This is a genomic window from Pseudomonas sp. LS44, from assembly GCF_024730785.1.
Taxonomy (GTDB): Bacteria; Pseudomonadota; Gammaproteobacteria; order Pseudomonadales; family Pseudomonadaceae; genus Aquipseudomonas.
The window spans coordinates 1,363,302-1,383,078 of the sequence record NZ_CP102830.1 but is presented as its reverse complement, the minus strand read 5'-3'; the positions used below and the strand labels follow the sequence as shown (position 1 = coordinate 1,383,078).

Below are 19,777 nucleotides of genomic sequence, written 5' to 3'. Positions count from 1 at the left end.
TTCATTCTGCTTGCCCTGCTCCTCACCAGCGGCCTGGCCCATGCCGAGCACAGCACCGACGAGGACGGCTTCACCCGGCCGATCGAACACCTGCAATACAACCCCGGCCTCGACCAGCGCGAGTTCGAGCGCGCGAGCCTCGACGCGCTGCATGTCTACGACCCCTGGGAGAGCTGGAACCGACGGGTTTACCACTTCAACTATCGCTTCGACGAATGGGTGTTTCTGCCGGTGGTGCGCGGCTACCGCTACGTCACTCCGCATTTCGTCCGTAGTGGCGTGAGCAACTTCTTCAGCAACCTCGGCGACATCCCCAACCTGCTCAACAGCCTGCTGCAGCTCAAGGGCCAGCGCTCGCTGGAAACCACCGGGCGTCTGCTGGTCAACACCACAATCGGCGTGGTCGGCCTGTGGGATCCGGCAACCCGATTCGGTCTGCCCAAGCAGAGCGAGGACTTCGGCCAGACCCTCGGCTTCTATGGGGTCTCAGATGGCCCCTACCTGATGCTGCCCATCCTCGGCCCATCCAACCTGCGCGATACCGGCGGCCTGGCAGTGGACTTCGTTGCGGACTACGAAATCAACTTCCTCAACGTGCCGGAAACCAGCAGCGATCATCCGGAGATCAGCCTGCTGCGCGCGGTGGACAAGCGCCATACCACCAACTTCCGCTACGGCCAGACCAACTCGCCGTTCGAGTACGAGAAAATTCGCTACGTCTACAGCGAAGCGCGCAAGCTGCAAATCGCCGAATAATTTGCAGGTAATGTGTAGGAGCGGCCATGGCCGCCCCTACAACTCCTGCGATGCCAGTGACTCAGCCAACTACTTTGGCGGCTTTCAGCGTGGCGATCTGCTCGGGGCTGTAGCCGAGGCCGCGCAACACCTCTTCGCTGTGCGCACCGAGCGGCGCGCCGACATGTTGCGGCGTCGACAGACCAGCGGAGAACTTGATCGGGCAGGCGATCTGCCGTTGCGCCGGCAGCCCAGCGCGCGGCACCTCGACCACCAGCTCGCGCGCCTTGAGCTGCGGATGCTCGATCGCCTCGGCGAGACCGAGCATCGGCTCCACGCAGGCATCCAGCCCGGCGAACAGCTCACACCACTCGGCGAAATCCCGTAGCTCGAACTCGATCTGCAGCTCGCGCTTGAGCGCCTGCTGGTCCTCCGGTTTGCGCGACAAGCCGCGCGCGGCCAGTTCGGGACGGCCGAGCGCGCTGCACAGCTGCTGCATGAATTGCGGCTCCAGACTGCCGACCGATAGCCAGCGCCCGTCGCGGCTGCGGTAATAGTCGTAGAAGCTGCCGCCGTTGAGGCTCTGGCTTTCCATCTGGGGTTCCTCGCCGCAGGCCAGATAGCCGGCCCCGCCCATGGCATGCAGGCTGAACGCGCAGTCGGTCATGCTGATGTCGATGTACTGCCCCTCGCCCGTCTGCTGGCGCTGGATCACCGCCGCCAGCAGGCCCATCACCGCATGGAAGGAGCCGCCAGCGATATCCGCCACCTGCACGCCGAGCGGCAGCGGGCCAGTGTCGCGGCGGCCGGTCTGCGCGGCGACCCCGGACAGCGCCAGGTAGTTGATGTCATGCCCGGCGCGGTCCTTGTACGGGCCGGTCTGCCCGTAACCGGTGATCGACACGTAGATCAGCCGCGGATTGATCGCCTTGAGCGCCTCGTAGCCGAGGCCCAAGCGCTCCATCACGCCCGGCCGGAACTGTTCAAGAACGATGTCGTAGGCGCCGAGCAGTTGCTTGACCACCTCGAGCGCCTCCGGGCGCTTGAGGTCGAGCGCCAGGCTGCGCTTGTTGCGGTTGAGGTAGGCGTGCGCCGCCGACGCGCCACCATCGTGCGGCGGCATCACCCGCACCAGATCCATGCGCGTCGGCGATTCGATGCGCAGCACCTCGGCGCCCATGTCGCCCAGCAACAGCGAGGCGAACGGACCGGGCAGCAGGGTAGAGAAATCGAGAATCTTCAGGGACGATAACGGGCCTTTCATTGCAACTCCTTCATAGTCCAGTCATTGCCAGTGCAGCGGTTGGCGCACATCGAGACCGGCCACCGCGTCGGCGAAGCGGGCTTCGAGCACATTGCGCCGAATCTTCATGGTCGGTGTCATGCAACCGTTGTCGATGGTCCACGCGTCGCGCACCAGCAGCAGGCTGCTGACCCGCTCGTGCGGCATCAGCCGCTCGTTGAGCGCGCCGAGCACCGCGAGCAGATCGCCGGCGACCTGCTCGCGGGCCGCCTCGCGCGCCGCCGGTGCCAGCTCGATCAGCGCCAGTGGCTGATCCATGCCGCTGCCGATCAGGCAGACCTGCTCGATCCAGGTGCTCTTGGCCAGTTCCCCCTCGATCGGCGCCGGGGCGATGTACTTGCCCTTGCTGGTCTTGAAGATGTCCTTCAGGCGACCGGTGATGGTCAGGTAGCCGCCGGCATCGACTTCGCCCTTGTCGCCGGTGTGCAGCCAGCCGTCGCGCAGGGTTTCGGCGGTCTTTTCCGGGTCGAGGTAGTAGCCGCTCATCAAGGCGCGGCTGCGGATCAGCACCTCGCCGTTGTCGTCGATACGCAGCTCCAGGCCGGGCATCGGCCGGCCGACCGTGCCGAGGTGTACCTGGCCGGGACGGTTGAAGGTGCCGTAGGCGAAGTTCTCGGTCATCCCGTAGCCCTCGCAGATGATCAGGCCGATGCGCTGGTACCACTCGAGCAATGCCCGCGGAATCGGCGCCGCGCCGGAGACCAGGATGCGCGCACGGTCGAGACCCAGACCGCGACGGATCTTGCGCGCCACCAGCGCGCCCACCAGTGGAATGCCCAGCAAACGGTCCAGCTTGGCGGCCGGCAATTTTTCCAGCACGCCCTGCTGGAAGCGCGTCCACAGCCGTGGCACGGCGAAGAACACCGTTGGGCGCACCCCACGCAGGTCCTCGGCGAAGGTCTCCAGCGACTCGGCGAAGCTCACCGTGGCGCCGGCGCACAGGCTTTCGAACTCGACCAGGAAGCGCTCGGCGGCGTGCGACAGCGGCAGGTAGGAAAAGTACTGATCGTCCTCGCCGATCTTCTGTTCGGTCACCGCGCCCTGCGCGGCGAACATCATCGCCCGCGCCGAAAGCATCACGCCCTTGGGTTGGCCGGTGGTGCCGGAGGTATAGAGGATGCTGAGAATTTCCTCGGGCTGCTGCTCGTGAGCCACCGCCAAGGGTGCGTGCTCACGCAACAGCTCGTCCCAGTGGTACTGCGCCGGCAGCGTCGGATAGGGCATGGCGATGCGCTTGACCTCGGCGGGGATCGCCGAATCGAGCTTGTCCTGGCCATCCAGCTTGCCGAGGAAGATCGCCTTGCACGCCGCGTGGCGCAGCACGTAGTCGATGCCGTCGGGAGACTGAGTCGGGTACAACGGCACGCTGACCAGCCCGGCGAGCATGATCGCCAGGTCGGCGACGAACCACTCCGCGCAGTTCTTCGAGAACAGCGCCACCCGATCACCCGGCTCGCAGCCCAGCGCATGCAGCGCCGAGGCCAGGCGTCGCGCCTGGTCGTCGACCTCGCGCCAGGTCAGTGTGTGCCAGACCCGTTCACGCGGCTGGCGCAGCCAGACCGTATCCGGCTTCTGCGCCACCCACTGCGCAAATTGCTGCAACGGCAATTGTTCAGTCATCGCTCAACCCTTCTTCTTGTTGTTGGGAGGGAACAGCATCGGGTGCGCGGCACCCGCAACCTACTCTGCCTTCGCAAAGCGACGAAGACAAAGGCTCAGTGCGTAACGGAACGTTGCGCTGGCGCTGCCGGCTTTGCGTAGGGTGGGTGAAACCCACCGGGTTGGGGTGGCGGGTTTCACCCGCCCTACAGATCTTCCGTAGGATGGGTTGAGGAACAACGCGACGATACCCATCGCCACGAAGCCGATGGGTATCGCTGCGCTCAACCCATCCTACGAAACTACAACTCGGACTTGTCGATCACAGCTTCATGCCGCGGCTGATGATCTCCTTCATGATTTCCGAGGTGCCGGCGAAGATGCGCTGGATGCGCGCGTTCGCGTACATCTTGCAGATCGGGTATTCCCACATGTAACCCCAGCCGCCGTGCAGCTGCACGCCTTCGTCGACCACCTTGCCGAGCAATTCGGTGGTGAACAGCTTCGCCTCGGCAGCCACTTCCGGGGTGAGCTTCTTCTGGTTGTGGTCCATCACGCAGCGGTCGACGAACACCTGGGCGACGTCCACCTGGGTGCGCATCTCGGCGAGCTTGAAGCGGGTGTTCTGGAACTGCGCCACGGTGCGACCGAAGGCCTTGCGCTCCTTGACGTAGTCGATAGTGGTCTGCAGCGCCGCTTCGGCGCCGGCGACTGCGCCGCAGGCATTGGTCAGGCGCTCCTGGGCGAGCATGTTCATCAGGTAGAAGAAGCCACCTTTGGCATCGCCCAACACATTGGTCTTCGGCACTTTGACGTTGTTGAAGAATAGCTCGGCAGTGTCCTGGCTCTTCATGCCAAGCTTCTTCAGGTTCTTGCCGCGCTCGAAACCTTCCATGCCGCGCTCGACCAGGAACAGGCCCATGGCGTGCTTGTTGTCCGGATCGGTCTTCGCCGCGACGATCACCACGTCGGCGAGCAGACCGTTGGAGATGAACACCTTGGAGCCGTTGAGCAAATAGTGATCGCCCTTGTCCACCGCGGTGGCGCGCATCCCGGCCAGATCCGAGCCGGCGGACGGCTCGGTCATTGCCACGGCGAGAATGGTTTCACCGCGGATGATGCCCGGCAGCAGACGGGCCTTCTGCTCGGCGTTGCCATACTCGGCGATGTACGGACCGCAGAGTGCCGAGTGCAGCGGGATCATGAAGCCCGGCTCGTTGATGTTGGCCAGCTCCTCGCACATGATCTGTTCGTAGCGGAAATCCTTGAGCCCGGCGCCGCCGTACTCCTCATCTGCCCAGGGCAACAGGAAGCCCATCTCACCGGCCTTCTTCCACACGTCGCGGTCGACCACACCGGCCTCTTCCCAGGCCTCCTGGTGTGGCACCACTTCCTTCTGCAGGAAGCTGCGGAAGGCGTCGCGGAACAGGGCGTGTTCGGTTTCGAAATGGATGCGCTGCATGGTGTGGTCCTCATGGATTTTTGTTCTGCCCGCAGGGTAGGCAGGCCACCCCGTCCTCTCAATGACGCATGCGCTCAGGATGCGTTGACGCATTCGCACAGCTGATCGTGCGCCGTTACAACGGCCGGGTTGTCGCTGATGGCTCGGCTGACTACCATCGGGCGGCCCCGTCGACGAGCCGCCCCCATGCGTGAACGCACCATCGCCAGCCATTTTGTCCGTGCCGCCCTGCGCGGTGTCGAACAACGCGGACTGGATACCGCAGCGTTGCTGGCCGAACTCAACGTGTCGCCAGCGGTGCTCAACGAGCCGCGCGCACGCATCGCTCCAGAGCAGTTCACCGCGCTGATGCAACGCGTGTGGGACGCCCTAGAAGACGAATACATGGGCTTCGGCCGCCGGCGCAGCAAGCCCGGCACCTTCGCCATGGCCTGCTACACGCTGATCCATTGTCCGACTCTGGAAAAAGCCTGGAGCCGCGGCATGCTGTTCTACGGTCTGTTCGAGGATGCGCCGAAGCTCTCGCTGGAACGCGACGACGACGGCGTCTGGCTGCTGCTCGACGACAGCCAGCTGAACGACCCCGACCACTTCCTCGTCGAAAGCCTGCTGCTGATCTGGCACCGCCTCGGCAGCTGGCTGATCGGCCAGCGCATCCGCCTGCTGGAAGCCACCTTCAGCTACGCCGAGCCGTCGCACAGTGGCGAATACGACCTGCTGTTCCCGGCGCCACGGCGCTTCGCCGCCGGGCGCACCGGTCTGCGTTTCCAGGCCCGCTACCTGGACATGCCGCTGCTGCAGGATGAGCGCACGCTCAAGCAGTTCCTCAAGAACTCCCCGGCCGACCTGCTCGCCCGTCCCGACGGTGGTGACAGCCTGACCAGCCAGATCCGCCGCCTGCTCGGTCGCGACTGCAATCAATGGCCGGACCTCGAGCACGTCGCCAGCCAGTTGCACACCAGCCCGCAGACCCTGCGCCGCCATCTGCGCGAGGAAGGCACCAGCTTCCAGGAGCTCAAGGATCATCTGCGCCGCGACCTGGCCATTTATCACCTTGGTCGCGACAGCCTGACGACCCAGGGTATCGCCGAACAACTGGGCTTCTCCGAACCCTCGGCGTTCCATCGCGCGTTCAAGAAATGGACTGGGCTGACCCCCGGCAGCTATCGAGCCCACCAGGACGGCTAAGAACCTGTTTACGATCTCCTGTCTCGCGGCCAGACGACGTTAAAAGTGGCCTCAAAATGCTCATTTACACTTCGTAAACTGCGCTTTTTCGGCCCCTTTTGCCTTGTCTGGCTCTAATCCAGAAGACCGTAAACAGGCTCTAAAGGCGCTCACCCGAGGCGCCGTTGGTCGCCGGCGCCTCCCCGCGTTTTTGTCCTTATGGAATGCAGGGGCTAGGCTCATGTCAGCCACATGGCTGGAGCCTGACCACCATGATTAGCGATGCTGGATATAAAGCAGACAAGGGCAAGGAAACCCGCCTGTTCCTTTTTCTGGTGATTTGCCTGTTTCCCTTACTCTCCGTGGCCATCGTCGGTGGCTACGGTTTCCTCATTTGGATGTACCAACTGGTCGTTGGCCCACCTGGGCCACCGGTGTAGGAGCGCCCGCATGCTCGCCCGACGCGCCTGGTTCAGGCGCCTCGGCGGTGCGCCCGCTGTACGCCGCCCGCCGTGGACTGCCAGTGATCTCTCCGAGCGTTGCACGCGCTGCAACGCCTGCCTCGACGCGTGCCCGGAACAGGTGCTGATCGTCGGCGATGGCGGCTTTCCGCAACTCGACCTCAGCCAGGCCGGCTGTTCGCTGTGCGGGGATTGCGTCGCCGTGTGCGAAGCCGGGGTGTTCGACCTGGCCCGCGTCGCCTTCACCTGGCACGCGCAAATCGAGGAGCACTGCCTGGCGCTCGCCGGCATTCACTGCCGCAGCTGCGAGGACGCCTGCGACGCGCAGGCCATCCGCTTTCGGCCGCAACTCGGCGGACCGTCCCGACCGCAACTCGACCCGCTTGCCTGCACCGGCTGCGGCGCCTGCCTGGCGCCCTGCCCCAACCAGGCGATCGTCCTGATCACCGAGGAGTCCGCGCATGCTTGAGCCCATCCAGATCGCCAGTCTGATCGTTCATACCCGCCCCGAGCATCTGCTGGCGATCAAAGCCCAACTGCGCCGTTTACCGGGCCTGGAACTGCATCAGGAAAGTCCGCTGGGCAAGCTGGTGGTGGTCCTCGAAGCGGAACGGGAAAGCCAGATTCTCGACTGCCTGAACGCCATCCAGAGCCTGCCCGGCGTGCTCAACGCCAATCTGGTCTACCACGAAGTGTTGGATGAGCCGGATGCCGCGCACGCCAGCGCGACCGTCCACGCCGGAGAAGCGCGACCATGAAGATGACCCGCCGTGAATTCGCCAAGGCCAATGCCGCCGCCATCGCCGCGGCCGCCGCCGGCCTGCCGATCCTGTCCAGCGCCAGCAATCTGGTCACCGAGGCGGACATGACCCGCCTGGACTGGAACAAGGCGCCCTGCCGCTTCTGCGGCACCGGCTGCAGCGTGATGGTCGCCACCCGCGACGGCAAAGTGGTCGCCACCCACGGCGACATCAAGGCCGAGGTCAATCGCGGCATCAACTGCGTGAAGGGCTACTTCCTGTCGAAGATCATGTACGGCAGCGACCGCCTGACCCATCCGCTGCTGCGCATGACGGGCGGCAAGTACGACAAGCAGGGCGAGTTCCAGCAAGTCAGCTGGGAGCAGGCCTTCGACATCATGGAGGAGAAATTCAAGGCCGCGCTCAAGGCCAAGGGCCCGGAATCGGTGGGCATGTTCGGCTCCGGGCAGTGGACGGTGTGGGAAGGCTATGCCGCCAACAAGCTGTTCAAGGCCGGCCTGCGCAGCAACAACATCGACCCCAACGCCCGCCACTGCATGGCCTCGGCGGTGATGGGCTTCATGCGCACCTTCGGTATGGACGAGCCGATGGGCTGCTACGACGACATCGAAGCCACCGACACCTTCGTGCTGTGGGGCTCGAACATGGCCGAGATGCACCCGGTGCTATGGTCGCGGGTCACCGACCGACGCCTCAGCGCCCCGCAGGTCAAGGTCGTGGTGCTGTCGACCTACGAACACCGCAGCTTCGACCTGGCCGACATCCCCATGGTGTTCAAGCCGCAGACCGATCTGGTGATCCTCAACTACATCGCCAACCACATCATCCAGAGCGGCGCGGTGAACAAGGATTTCGTCGCCAAGCACACCAAGTTCGCCCATGGCGCCGAGGACATCGGCTACGGCCTGCGCCCCACCGACCCACTGGAAATGAAGGCGAAGAACGCCGACAAGGCCAACACCTGGACCGACATCTCCTTTGACGAGTTCGCCGCCTACGTCAAACCCTACACCCTGGAGCGCGCAGCCAAGGAGTCCGGCGTACCCGCCGAACGCCTCAAGGCGCTGGCCGAGCTGTATGCCGACCCGAAGCGCAAGGTCATGTCGTTCTGGACCATGGGTTACAACCAGCACACCCGCGGGGTGTGGGCGAACAACCTGACCTACAACCTGCACCTGCTCACCGGCAAGATCAGCGAGCCAGGCAACAGCCCGTTCTCGTTGACCGGCCAACCCTCAGCCTGCGGCACCGCGCGCGAGGTCGGCACCTTCTCCCACCGTCTGCCGGCCGACATGGTGGTGACCAACCCGAAACACCGCGAAACCGCGGAGAAAATCTGGAAGCTGCCGCCCGGCACCATCCAGGAGAAGGTCGGCTTCCACGCCGTGCAGCAGAGCCGCATGCTCAAGGACGGCGTGCTCAACGTGTACTGGACGCAGGCCTGCAACAACGTGCAGGCCGGGCCGAACATCATGCAGGAGATCCTCCCCGGCTGGCGCAACCCGGACAACTTCGTGATCGTCTCCGACGTCTACCCGACCGTCTCCGCGCAAGCCGCCGACCTGATCCTGCCCACCGCCATGTGGGTGGAGAAGGAAGGCGCCTTCGGCAACGCCGAGCGACGCACGCAGTTCTGGCACCAGCTGGTGAAAGCGCCGGGCGAAGCGAAATCCGATCTGTGGCAGCTGGTGGAATTCTCCAAACGCTTCACCACCGACGAAGTGTGGCCCGCCGAACTGCTGGCCAAGGCCCCGGAGCTGAAAGGCAAGACGCTCTATGAGGTGCTCTACAAGAACGGCCAGGTCGACTCCGCGACGAAAGAGGAGATCGCCAAGGGCTACGCCAACGACGAGGCGGAGGCGTTCGGCTTCTATATCCAGAAGGGCCTGTTCGAGGAGTACGCACGCTTCGGTCGCGGCCACGGTCACGATCTCGCCCCGTTCGATCGCTACCACGAAGAGCGCGGCCTGCGCTGGCCGGTGGTCGACGGCAAGGAAACCCGCTGGCGCTACCGCGAGGGCCATGACCCCTATGTGGTCAAGGGCAGCGAGGTGCAGTTCTACGGCTACCCGGACAAGAAGGCGATCATCTTCGCCCTGCCCTACGAGCCGCCGGCGGAGTCCCCGGATAAGGAGTTCCCGTTCTGGCTGTGCACCGGGCGCGTGCTCGAGCATTGGCACACCGGCAGCATGACCGCCCGCGTACCCGAGCTGTACAAGGCGGTGCCGGACGCGCTGGTGTACATGCACCCGGACGACGCCCGCGAACTCAAGGTGCGCCGCGGCAGCGAAGTGAAAGTGATCAGCCGGCGTGGCGAGATTCGCGCGCGGATCGAAACGCGCGGGCGCAACAAGCCGCCGCAGGGCCTGGTGTTCGTGCCGTTCTTCGACGCCAACAAGCTGATCAACAAAGTCACCCTGGACGCCACCGACCCGATTTCCAAGCAGACCGACTACAAGAAGTGCGCGGTCCGCATCGAATTGGTCAGCCTGGCCTGAGGAGCATTGCCATGAATCGCATCTGCCTGCTCCTGACCGGCGCGCTGGCCCTTCCACTGCTGGGCCTGCCGCTGCTCGCCGCCGACTATCCGCTGGACGCGCCGGGCCCCGACGGCCGCCGGCCCGGCGGCCACCTCACCGAAAGCATGCCGGCGCCGCCACTGGCCGACGAGGAAAACAAGGACATCAAGCGCGAGCGCAACTACCCCGAACAACCGCCGACCATCCCGCACACCATCCGTGGCTACCGCATCGACGCCAACAGCAACAAGTGCCTGTCCTGCCACAGCCGTTCGGCCAGCGCGCGCACCCAGGCGCCGATGGTCAGCATCACCCACTACATGGACCGCGACGGTCAGGCCCTCGCCGCCGTGGCGCCACGCCGCTACTTCTGTGTGCAGTGCCACGTGCCGCAGAAGGATGTGAAACCGCTGGTGGACAACGTGTTCGAGGACATCGACACGATCCTGCAACGCGAAGCCGGCACCTCGACAGGCAACCCTTGAGGAGCGTGAGATGAAAGCATTGATCGCTTGGCTCCTCGGTTACTGGCAGGTGCTGCGCCGGCCCAGCGTGCACTACAGCCTGGGCTTCCTGACCCTGGCCGGCTTCATCGCCGGGATCGTCTTCTGGGGCGGCTTCAACACCGCGCTGGAGGCGACCAACTCCGAGAAGTTCTGCACCTCCTGTCACGAGATGCGCGACAACGTGTTCGCCGAACTGAAGGACACCATCCACTACAGCAACCGCTCCGGGGTGCGCGCCACCTGCCCGGACTGCCACGTGCCGCACCAATGGACCGACAAGATCGCGCGCAAGATGCAGGCCTCCAAGGAGGTCTGGGGCAAGATCTTCGGCACCATCAATACCCGCGAGAAGTTCGTCGCCTACCGGCGTGAATTGGCCGAGCACGAATGGGCGCGGCTCAAGGCCAACGACTCGCTGGAGTGCCGCAACTGCCACAACTTCGAGTTCATGGACTTCACCCGGCAGAGCCAGCGCGCCCGCCAGCTGCACTCCACCGCGCTGGCCAGCGGCAAGGCCACCTGCATCGACTGCCACAAAGGCATCGCCCACCACCTGCCGGACATGAGCGGCGTGCCGGGCTGGAAATGAGTGGCGGCGTAAGCCCGCTGGTGGACTCAGGCGCCGCCGAGTGCTGACTCCTACCGCCAGCACTCGGCGGCACAGCACGCTGCATCGGGAAACAGAACTGCGACTAGGCGCATCCGCCAGCTCCCGGCAGAATGCCGGGATGAATCCATTGCCCGCCTGTTGCACCCCGCTGCTCGCCCACTGGCCGCTGCCCCAACCACTGTCTGGTGCGCAGCTAGTCAGCACGCAATTCGATGCAGCATTGCTGCTGCCCAACGATTTCGCCGCCCATCAGATTCCCGCCCCCAACGGCGCGAGCAAGCGTCAGGCGGAATTCCTCGCCGGCCGTCTATGTGCGCGCGAAGCATTGCGCCAGCTCACCGGCAGCGCATCCACGCCTAGCTGTGGCGAGGACCGTGCGCCGCAATGGCCAGCCGGGATCAGCGGCTCGATCACCCACAGCCACGGCTGGGCTGCCGCCGTGGTAGCCCGCGATAGCGACGTGCGCGGCTTGGGTCTGGATATGGAAAAGCTGCTGAGCAGCGAGCGTGCCGCGCGGCTGGCCGGCGAATTGCTCACTCCGAGCGAGCTCCAGCGCTTGCAGGAGTTGCCCAGCGAACAGCGCGCCGAATTGGTAACCCTGACCTTCTCGCTCAAGGAAAGCCTGTTCAAGGCGCTCTATCCGTTGGTGCTCAAGCGCTTCTACTTCGAGCATGCGGAGCTGCTCGAATGGTCGGCGGATGGGCATGCGCGCCTGCGACTGCTGCTCGACCTATCCGAGGAATGGCGCAACGGCGTGGAACTGGAGGGGCAATTCAGTCTGTTCGATGGCCGCCTGCTGAGCCTGGTCGGCATTCCAGCACACTGAGGCTCTCAGCCATTACGGAAACCGCTTCCCGGATTGCATCCGGGCTACGTGACTAAAGCCCCTCTCCCCAGCCCTCTCCCGTAAACGGGAGAGGGCTAAGACCGTAGGTTGGGTTGAGCTCAGCGATACCCAACGGCGCCCCATCGACCTACCTCGTCAACGACGCTGGTTACTGCTCCAACTCTTCCGGCCGCAAGGTCTGGCGCCTTGGCCAAACCAACGTAAACCGCGCGCCTCCCAGGCTTTCGCTGTCGTCGATCGACGCCCGGCCGCCGTGCCAGTAGATGATCCGGCGCACGATGGAAAGCCCCAGACCATGTCCTCCAGAGGCGCGAGTGCGGCTGTTGTCGAGGCGCAGGAAGGGGCGGAACAACCGCTCGCGTTCGCCTTGCGGCACGCCTGGACCATCATCCTCGACCGCCAGAACGCAGCGTCGATTACCGATCCGATAGCTTATCCGGACCCGCGTTTCGGCATGCCGCATGGCGTTGCTGACCAGATTCTGCAAAGCCCGGTGCAGGTAACGCGGCTCGGCTTCGACCGAGACACTGCCGTCCACCGCCGGACGCATTTGTCCGCGCTCGACGCGAACGCCCGCGCGCAGCGGCGCCAATTCGGCAATCACCTGATCGATCAAGGCATCCAGGTCGACAAATTGGAAGTCCAGGGCCGGCCCCCCCTGCTCCAAGCGCGCGTAGGTGAGCATCTCGTCGAGCAGCTTGTCGAGGTCCTCGATATCGCTGTCCATGCCCTCCATGTACTTGTGTCGCGCCTCAGCGCTCTGCGCATCGCCGACCATCTCCAGGCCGAAACGCAGGCGCGCGACCGGAGTACGCAGCTCGTGGGAGACCGCGCGGACCATCTCGCGCTGGATAGTCAGGGAGTTCTGTAGATGTTCGGCCATGGCATTGAAGGTCGCCGCCAGACGCCCCACCGAATCCGCCCCACCGGCTGGCACGCGGGCTTCCAAGCGGCCATTGGCGATCCGCGTCGCGGCGCTTTCCAGCCCCTGCAGGCGTTGCTCCAGCTGGCGCACCAGGAAATACACGATCAAGCCGATCAGCGTCAGGCCTAGAGCGCCAATCAGTACCAGCAGGTGCGGCGGATAGGGGTTCATCTGGTACAGCGGGCCGATCTCCAGCACCCACGGGGTGCCGACGACGCCAGAAAACACGTTGATCGAATCACCGCCCTTGCCCAGCGCCATCACCGTGTCACCTTCGTCGACCCGGCGGCGCTGGTCATCGTCCAGCTTGGTATCTTCGAGGCGCGTCAGATTCAGCTCGAAGCCGAAACGCTTCTCTTCTTTCAAGCGGGCCAAGCGCTGCGGCTGCTCGGCCACGGGATACCGCACCAGCTCATCGGCGAGCAGAAATACCGTGGCGCGCGCCAGCTGCTCACTGACCTGCTGGACTTCACCGACCAGCACCAACTGCTCGCTGGCGCTGACCAAGCTGTAAACCTTGGCGGCGTGCGGGCCGGTTTGCTGCACCAACACCTGACCGCTGAGCAGCCGGTTGCGCACGCTGTTGTCGAGCGTTTGGCCCTGCAACGGCTCCAGCGTCAGAGGAATGCCCAGCAGGCGCACCCAGATTACTATCGAGCGGCGCCGCTCGATGGGCGTCATGCTTTCCAGGTTGTCAGCCATCAGGCTGAACGTGCCACGCGCCAGGCGCTCGCGGTATTGATCGGAGCGCACCTCGTTGACCAGGTGCACGGCGAGCACACCCAGCAGCGCCACCAACACCAGTGCGGCGAGCATGCCGCCGTAAATCCGCAGGAAGATCGAGTTCATCGCCGGCCATCCTTATATATGCATGGCACGCCAGCCTGTGCAGGAGCGGCCCATAGCCGCGCAAAGGGACCGCACGACCCGTAGCTCAGCGGCGCGGCAACAGGCCCGGCAATCACACCAGACCTTCTGCCGCCTCGGCCACAAACAGATAACCCTTGCTGCGCACGGTCTTGATCAGCCGCGGATGCACCGGGTCGTCGCCGATTTTCGGGCGGATACGCGAGATGCGCACATCGATGGAACGGTCCTGACCGTCGTATTCGATACCGCGCAGCGCGGTGAAGATTTCCTCGCGGGACAGAATGCGCCCGGCGTTAGAGGTCAGCAGCCAGAGCAGGTCGAATTCGGCACTGGTCAGCTCGATACTTTGCTCGCGCAACCAGGCCTCACGCCGCGCACTGTCGACCACCAACTGGCCAAACTCCAGGCGCCGCTGACCCTCGCCTGCGCTTTCGCTCGGCTCGCTACGCCGCAGCAGGGCGCGGATGCGGGCCAGCAACACCCGTGGGCGCACCGGTTTACAGACATAATCATCGGCGCCCATTTCCAGGCCGAGCACCTGGTCCATGTCGTCGCTGCGCGCCGTCAGCATCAGGATTGGCGCTTTATAGCGCTCGCGCACCTTGCGGCAGATCGACAAGCCATCCTCGCCCGGCAACATCAGGTCGAGCACCACCAGATCCGGCTGTTCCTTGAGAATGCGCGCGGCCGCTTGCCCGCCGTCGCTCTCAATGGAAACCCGCAGACCATTGCTCTCGAGGTATTCGCGGGTCAACTCAGCCAGACGCTGGTCGTCCTCGACGATAAGAATTTGCCAAGCTTCTTGCTCCACCACGCTCTCCAGAACGGCAATTGCGATGGCCATTGTACCCGCCCGCGCAGCTGCGCACGCGCCCCGCGCGGTGAGGCGGGCAGCGCCTGGCGGATTTGCCGAAACCACCCAAAAAATTTCCGCTGAGCCTTGCGCTACCAACGGCAAAACGCTAGGAGCAGCCCACTACATATAGTGGTAAGCAGAATGGCTGTACGGTCATATTAAGAAGGAAAAAATGGACGTACATCGTCACGACGAACGGCCGCAGCCGGACAACCCCAGCAACCATGGGGCTTGACCAAAGTTACCCCAAAGTAACCCACAGCTTTATCCACAGGCGGGCGTGATTTGTCGACTTGCCATACCCAAACGACCGCACTATCTTGTATCTCCATCGCGCCAAACACCTACATGTTGGGTTTTGGTCAACCACGAGACACAAGTACAAGTTGCACCAAAGCCTGGCGGAAAGCCTCTTTAGGGTGCATATAAACAGTTTCGCCACACCGGCTGGGCGCCCACTGCGCCGGCCCTTACCCGACAATCGCAAGCGACGCGGCGGGTAGTTGATTCAGGTGGTAATGCGTCTGACGCCTACCACTAGATCTAGTAGCGCTGGCTAGACGCCGGCGGTAGTGACTTGAGATCCAGGGAAGTGCTTGAGTCGTAGCCCCTCTCTGACCTCTTTTGAGTTCCATGCACCGGCTTTCGCGCCGTGCGCGTGGCGTTTTTTGAGCGGAACGAAAGCCGGCACCTCAAGTGTCCAGACCCATTAGAGAACACGGAGATATACATGCAGACCGAATCCACCCGCGAGAACCCTCAGGCCGGCCTACCGCCGGTTGCCGATGCGTCCCAGGATCTAGCCGCGACCGCTCCCGGTCAGCTGCGCGTAATCAAACGCAACGGCACCGTGGTGCCGTACACCGATGACAAGATCACGGTGGCCATCACCAAGGCGTTCCTCGCAGTGGAAGGCGGCACCGCTGCCGCTTCGTCGCGTATCCATGAAACCGTCGCGCGCTTGACCGAACAGGTCAGCGCCACTTTCAAGCGCCGCATGCCGTCCGGCGGCACCATTCATATCGAAGAGATCCAGGATCAGGTCGAACTGGCCCTGATGCGCGCCGGCGAGCAGAAAGTCGCCCGTGACTACGTGATCTATCGCGAATCGCGCAGCCAGGAGCGCAAGCGCGGTGCCGGCAGCGAAATCGCCCAGCCGCACCCGAGCATCCGCATCACCAATGCCGAAGGCAATCTGGTCGCACTCGATCTGGGCCGCCTGAACACCATCATCAGCGAAGCCTGCGAGGGCCTGGCCGAAGTCGATGGCGAGCTGATCCAGAGCGAAACCCTGAAGAACCTGTATGACGGCGTGGCGCAAAGCGACGTCAACACTGCTCTGGTGATGACCGCGCGGACCCTGGTCGAGCGTGAGCCGAACTACTCCTACGTCACCGCGCGCCTGCTGATGGACAACATCCGCGCCGAAGGCCTGGGCTTCCTCGGTGTCGCGCAGAGCGCCACCCACCACGAGATGGTCGACCTGTACGCCAAAGCGCTGCCGGCCTACATCGACAAAGGCATCGAGTTCGAACTGCTGGATGCCAAGCTGAAAACCTTCGACCTGGAAAAACTCGGCAAGGCGATCAACCACGAGCGCGACCAGCAGTTCACCTACCTCGGCCTGCAGACCCTGTACGACCGTTACTTCATCCACAAAGACGGCATCCGTTTCGAACTGCCGCAGGTGTTCTTCATGCGCGTGGCCATGGGCCTGGCGATCGAAGAGAAGCAGAAAGAAGACCGCGCCATCGAGTTCTACAATCTGCTGTCGTCCTTCGACTACATGAGCTCGACGCCGACCCTGTTCAACGCCGGCACCCTGCGTCCGCAGCTGTCCTCCTGCTACCTGACCACCGTTCCGGATGACCTGTCGGGCATCTACAACGCCATCCACGACAACGCCATGCTGTCGAAATTCGCCGGCGGGCTGGGCAACGACTGGACTCCGGTGCGCGCGCTGGGCTCCTACATCAAGGGCACCAACGGCAAATCCCAGGGCGTGGTGCCGTTCCTCAAAGTGGTCAACGACACCGCCGTCGCCGTAAACCAGGGTGGCAAGCGCAAGGGCGCGGTCTGCGCGTACCTCGAAACCTGGCACATGGACATCGAAGAGTTCATCGAGCTGCGCAAGAACACCGGTGACGACCGCCGCCGCACCCACGACATGAACACCGCGAACTGGATTCCGGACCTGTTCATGAAGCGCGTATTCGACGACGGCCCGTGGACCCTGTTCTCGCCGTCCGAAGTACCGGACCTGCACGACCTGACCGGCAAGGCCTTCGAAGAGCGTTACGAGTACTACGAAGCCATGGCCGGCTACGGCAAGATCAAACTGCACAAGACCATCGCCGCCAAAGACCTGTGGCGCAAGATGCTCTCCATGCTGTTCGAGACCGGCCACCCGTGGTTGACCTTCAAAGACCCGTGCAACCTGCGCAGCCCGCAGCAGCACGTCGGCGTGGTCCACAGCTCGAACCTGTGCACCGAGATCACCTTGAACACCAACAAGGACGAAATCGCCGTCTGCAACCTGGGCTCGATCAACCTGCCGAACCACATCGTCAACGGCAAGCTGGACACCGCCAAGCTGGAAAAAACCGTCAAGACCGCCGTACGCATGCTCGATAACGTTATCGACATCAACTACTACAGCGTGCCGCAGGCGAAGAACTCCAACATCAAGCACCGCCCGGTCGGGCTCGGCATCATGGGCTTCCAGGACGCGCTGTACCTGCAGCACATCGCCTACGGTTCCGACGCGGCCGTCGAGTTCGCCGACAAGTCGATGGAAGCGGTCAGCTACTACGCCATCCAGGCTTCCTGTGACCTGGCCGACGAGCGCGGCAGCTACGAGACCTTCCAGGGTTCGCTGTGGAGCAAAGGCATCCTGCCGCTCGACTCCCAGCAGATCCTCATCGAAGCGCGTGGCCAGAAGTACATCGACGTCGACCTGACCGAGTCCCTGGACTGGGCGCCGGTACGTGCCCGTGTGCAGAAAGGCATCCGTAACTCGAACATCATGGCCATCGCGCCGACCGCGACCATCGCCAACATCACCGGCGTGTCGCAGTCGATCGAACCGACCTACCAGAACCTCTACGTGAAATCGAACCTCTCCGGCGAATTCACCGTGATCAACCCGTACCTGGTTCGCGACCTCAAGGCGCGCGGCCTGTGGGACTCGGTCATGGTCAACGACCTGAAGTACTACGACGGCTCCGTACAGCAGATCGAGCGCATCCCGCAGGACCTGAAGGACCTGTACGCCACCGCCTTCGAAGTCGAGACCAAGTGGATCGTCGACGCCGCCAGCCGCCGTCAGAAGTGGATCGACCAGGCGCAGTCGCTGAACCTGTACATCGCCGGCGCTTCGGGCAAGAAGCTCGACGTGACCTACCGCATGGCTTGGTACCGTGGCCTGAAAACCACCTACTACCTCCGTGCCCTGGCCGCGACCAGCACTGAGAAGTCGACCATCAACACCGGCAAGCTCAACGCTGTGTCCAGCGGTGCGATTGACGAAGGCAGCTTCGCCGCCCCAGCCGGTCCGGCACCCGTGCCAAAAGCCTGCGCCATCGACCAACCCGACTGCGAAGCCTGCCAGTGACAGGAAGCGCACGAAGCTGAGCGGCGGCGCTAGGCGCCTGACTGCTGCAGTTGCGTTGCTTTCCCTCCCCTCTCCCGCCTGCGGGAGAGGGGAGGGGGAGAGGAAAAAGATCCAGCCCAGCGGACCGCCCTCCCCTCAAGACTTTTGCTTTTGCGTGCATAACCGAAAGCACCCAAACATTGCCGACCGGTACCAACCCGGTCCTAGGAGAACCCCACCATGCTCAGCTGGGACGAATTCGATAAAGAAGACGGCGAAGCCGCACCCGCCGCCAAGGCCAATCCGACCGTCGTCGAGATGAGCCTGGACAAACTCGACAACGACGGCGGCATCGCCGCCCTCGAAGCGCGCGCCGTCAGCGCCGACGACTCCACCGCCGTGGCCCGCGCCAAAGCCGCGCTGGACGAACTGGACATCCAGGAAGGCCTGGACGATCTGGAAGGCACCTCGGCCCGCGTCCACGTCGGCGACAAGCAGATGATCAACGCCCGCGCCGACCTCAACCAACTCGTACCGTTCAAGTACGACTGGGCCTGGCAGAAGTATCTGGATGGTTGCGCCAACCACTGGATGCCGCAGGAAGTGAACATGAACGCCGACATCGCTCTGTGGAAGAGCAAGGACGGCCTCAGCGAAGACGAGCGCCGCATCGTCATGCGCAACCTCGGCTTCTTCTCCACCGCCGACAGCCTGGTTGCCAACAACCTGGTGCTGGCCGTGTACCGCCTGATCACCAACCCCGAGTGCCGCCAGTACATCCTGCGCCAGGCCTTCGAAGAGGCGATCCACACCCACGCCTACCAGTACTGCATCGAATCGCTGGGCATGGATGAAGGCGAGATCTTCAACATGTACCACGAGATCCCGAGCGTCGCGAAGAAGGCCTCCTGGGGCCTCAAGTACACCCGTTCGATCTCCGATCCGAAGTTCGAAACCGGCACCCCGGACACCGACCGCCAGTTCCTGCGCAACCTGATCGCCTACTACTGCGTGCTGGAAGGCATCTTCTTCTATTGCGGCTTCACCCAGATCCTCTCCATGGGCCGCCGCAACAAGATGACCGGCACCGCCGAGCAGTTCCAATACATCCTGCGCGACGAATCCATGCACCTGAACTTCGGCATCGACGTGATCAACCAGATCAAGATCGAAAACCCGCACCTGTGGGATGCCGCAATGAAGGACGAAGCGACCCAGATGATTCTCCAGGGCACCCAACTGGAAATCGAATACGCCCGCGACACCATGCCCCGCGGCGTCCTCGGCATGAACGCCGCGATGATGGAGGACTACCTCAAATTCATCGCCAACCGCCGCCTGTCGCAGATCGGCCTGAAAGAAGAATACCCAGGCACCACCAACCCGTTCCCATGGATGAGCGAGATCATGGACTTGAAGAAAGAGAAGAACTTCTTCGAGACCCGCGTTATCGAGTATCAGACTGGCGGGGCGTTGAGCTGGGATTGATTCCGGGTCAAGACATTAGGAAATAGATAAACGCTTTGCCTTACAGGATGTTGGGGTAGCGACTAGAAAGACAAAA

16 protein-coding genes are annotated in these 19,777 nt (G+C 63.5%); 11 read left to right on the top strand and 5 right to left on the bottom strand.

Translation table 11 applies throughout. The annotated features are described in order from the left end of the window. The first annotated feature begins 3 nt into the window (after positions 1 to 3). Positions 4 to 756, top strand: coding sequence for a VacJ family lipoprotein (locus NVV93_RS06230; protein ID WP_258254299.1), 753 nt, complete (start codon positions 4 to 6; stop codon positions 754 to 756). Between the two features lie 61 nt (positions 757 to 817). Here NVV93_RS06230 and NVV93_RS06225 read toward each other — a convergent pair whose 3' ends face one another. From NVV93_RS06225 to NVV93_RS06215, 3 genes are all read right to left on the bottom strand, one after another. Beyond that, positions 818 to 1,999, bottom strand: coding sequence for a CaiB/BaiF CoA-transferase family protein (locus tag NVV93_RS06225; protein WP_258253575.1), 1,182 nt, complete (start codon positions 1,997 to 1,999; stop codon positions 818 to 820). Positions 2,000 to 2,020: 21 nt separating this feature from the next. Beyond that, the gene (locus NVV93_RS06220) at positions 2,021 to 3,658 is read right to left on the bottom strand and encodes an AMP-binding protein (RefSeq protein WP_258253574.1); all 1,638 of its coding nucleotides are present in this window, start codon (positions 3,656 to 3,658) and stop codon (positions 2,021 to 2,023) included. 301 nt (positions 3,659 to 3,959) lie between these two features. Beyond that, positions 3,960 to 5,099, bottom strand: a complete 1,140-nt coding sequence (locus NVV93_RS06215) for an acyl-CoA dehydrogenase family protein (protein WP_258253573.1) — start codon at positions 5,097 to 5,099, stop codon at positions 3,960 to 3,962. A gap of 186 nt (positions 5,100 to 5,285) precedes the next feature. Here NVV93_RS06215 and NVV93_RS06210 point away from each other — a divergent pair, with 186 nt between their 5' ends. The 8 genes from NVV93_RS06210 (at position 5,286) to NVV93_RS06175 (ending at position 11,949) form a co-directional block, all read left to right on the top strand. Further along, positions 5,286 to 6,287, top strand: a complete 1,002-nt coding sequence (locus NVV93_RS06210; RefSeq protein ID WP_258253572.1) for an AraC family transcriptional regulator — start codon at positions 5,286 to 5,288, stop codon at positions 6,285 to 6,287. Positions 6,288 to 6,538: 251 nt separating this feature from the next. Further along, entirely contained in the window at positions 6,539 to 6,706 is a 168-nt protein-coding gene (gene napE, locus NVV93_RS06205; protein ID WP_258253571.1) for a periplasmic nitrate reductase, NapE protein, read from the top strand. Positions 6,707 to 6,716: 10 nt separating this feature from the next. Then, positions 6,717 to 7,196, top strand: a complete 480-nt coding sequence (gene napF / locus NVV93_RS06200; RefSeq protein WP_258253569.1) for a ferredoxin-type protein NapF — start codon at positions 6,717 to 6,719, stop codon at positions 7,194 to 7,196. Then, positions 7,189 to 7,485 carry a chaperone NapD gene (locus tag NVV93_RS06195; protein WP_258253568.1) on the top strand — a complete coding sequence of 99 codons (297 nt, stop codon included), beginning with the start codon at positions 7,189 to 7,191 and terminating at the stop codon, positions 7,483 to 7,485. The genes napF and NVV93_RS06195 overlap by 8 nt, the downstream gene beginning before the upstream one ends. After that, positions 7,482 to 9,986, top strand: a complete 2,505-nt coding sequence (gene napA, locus NVV93_RS06190) for a nitrate reductase catalytic subunit NapA (protein ID WP_258253567.1) — start codon at positions 7,482 to 7,484, stop codon at positions 9,984 to 9,986. Before NVV93_RS06195 ends, napA begins: the two co-directional genes overlap by 4 nt. A gap of 11 nt (positions 9,987 to 9,997) precedes the next feature. Next, positions 9,998 to 10,492, top strand: coding sequence for a nitrate reductase cytochrome c-type subunit (locus NVV93_RS06185; RefSeq protein WP_375162909.1), 495 nt, complete (start codon positions 9,998 to 10,000; stop codon positions 10,490 to 10,492). Positions 10,493 to 10,502: 10 nt separating this feature from the next. Then, on the top strand, positions 10,503 to 11,102 hold the full coding sequence (locus NVV93_RS06180; RefSeq protein WP_258253566.1) for a cytochrome c3 family protein: 600 nt from the start codon (positions 10,503 to 10,505) through the stop codon (positions 11,100 to 11,102). 139 nt (positions 11,103 to 11,241) lie between these two features. Continuing rightward, positions 11,242 to 11,949 carry a 4'-phosphopantetheinyl transferase gene (locus NVV93_RS06175; protein WP_258253565.1) on the top strand — a complete coding sequence of 236 codons (708 nt, stop codon included), beginning with the start codon at positions 11,242 to 11,244 and terminating at the stop codon, positions 11,947 to 11,949. 169 nt (positions 11,950 to 12,118) lie between these two features. Here the strand turns inward: NVV93_RS06175 and NVV93_RS06170 are convergent, their stop codons facing one another. Further along, positions 12,119 to 13,744, bottom strand: a complete 1,626-nt coding sequence (locus NVV93_RS06170) for an ATP-binding protein (RefSeq protein WP_258253564.1) — start codon at positions 13,742 to 13,744, stop codon at positions 12,119 to 12,121. Between the two features lie 112 nt (positions 13,745 to 13,856). Next, on the bottom strand, positions 13,857 to 14,576 hold the full coding sequence (locus tag NVV93_RS06165) for a response regulator (RefSeq protein ID WP_258254297.1): 720 nt from the start codon (positions 14,574 to 14,576) through the stop codon (positions 13,857 to 13,859). Positions 14,577 to 15,351: 775 nt separating this feature from the next. Here NVV93_RS06165 and NVV93_RS06160 point away from each other — a divergent pair. Then, on the top strand, positions 15,352 to 18,234 hold the full coding sequence (locus NVV93_RS06160; protein WP_258253563.1) for a ribonucleoside-diphosphate reductase subunit alpha: 2,883 nt from the start codon (positions 15,352 to 15,354) through the stop codon (positions 18,232 to 18,234). Between the two features lie 219 nt (positions 18,235 to 18,453). Next, positions 18,454 to 19,701, top strand: coding sequence for a ribonucleotide-diphosphate reductase subunit beta (locus NVV93_RS06155; protein ID WP_258253562.1), 1,248 nt, complete (start codon positions 18,454 to 18,456; stop codon positions 19,699 to 19,701). Positions 19,702 to 19,777: the final 76 nt, after the last annotated feature.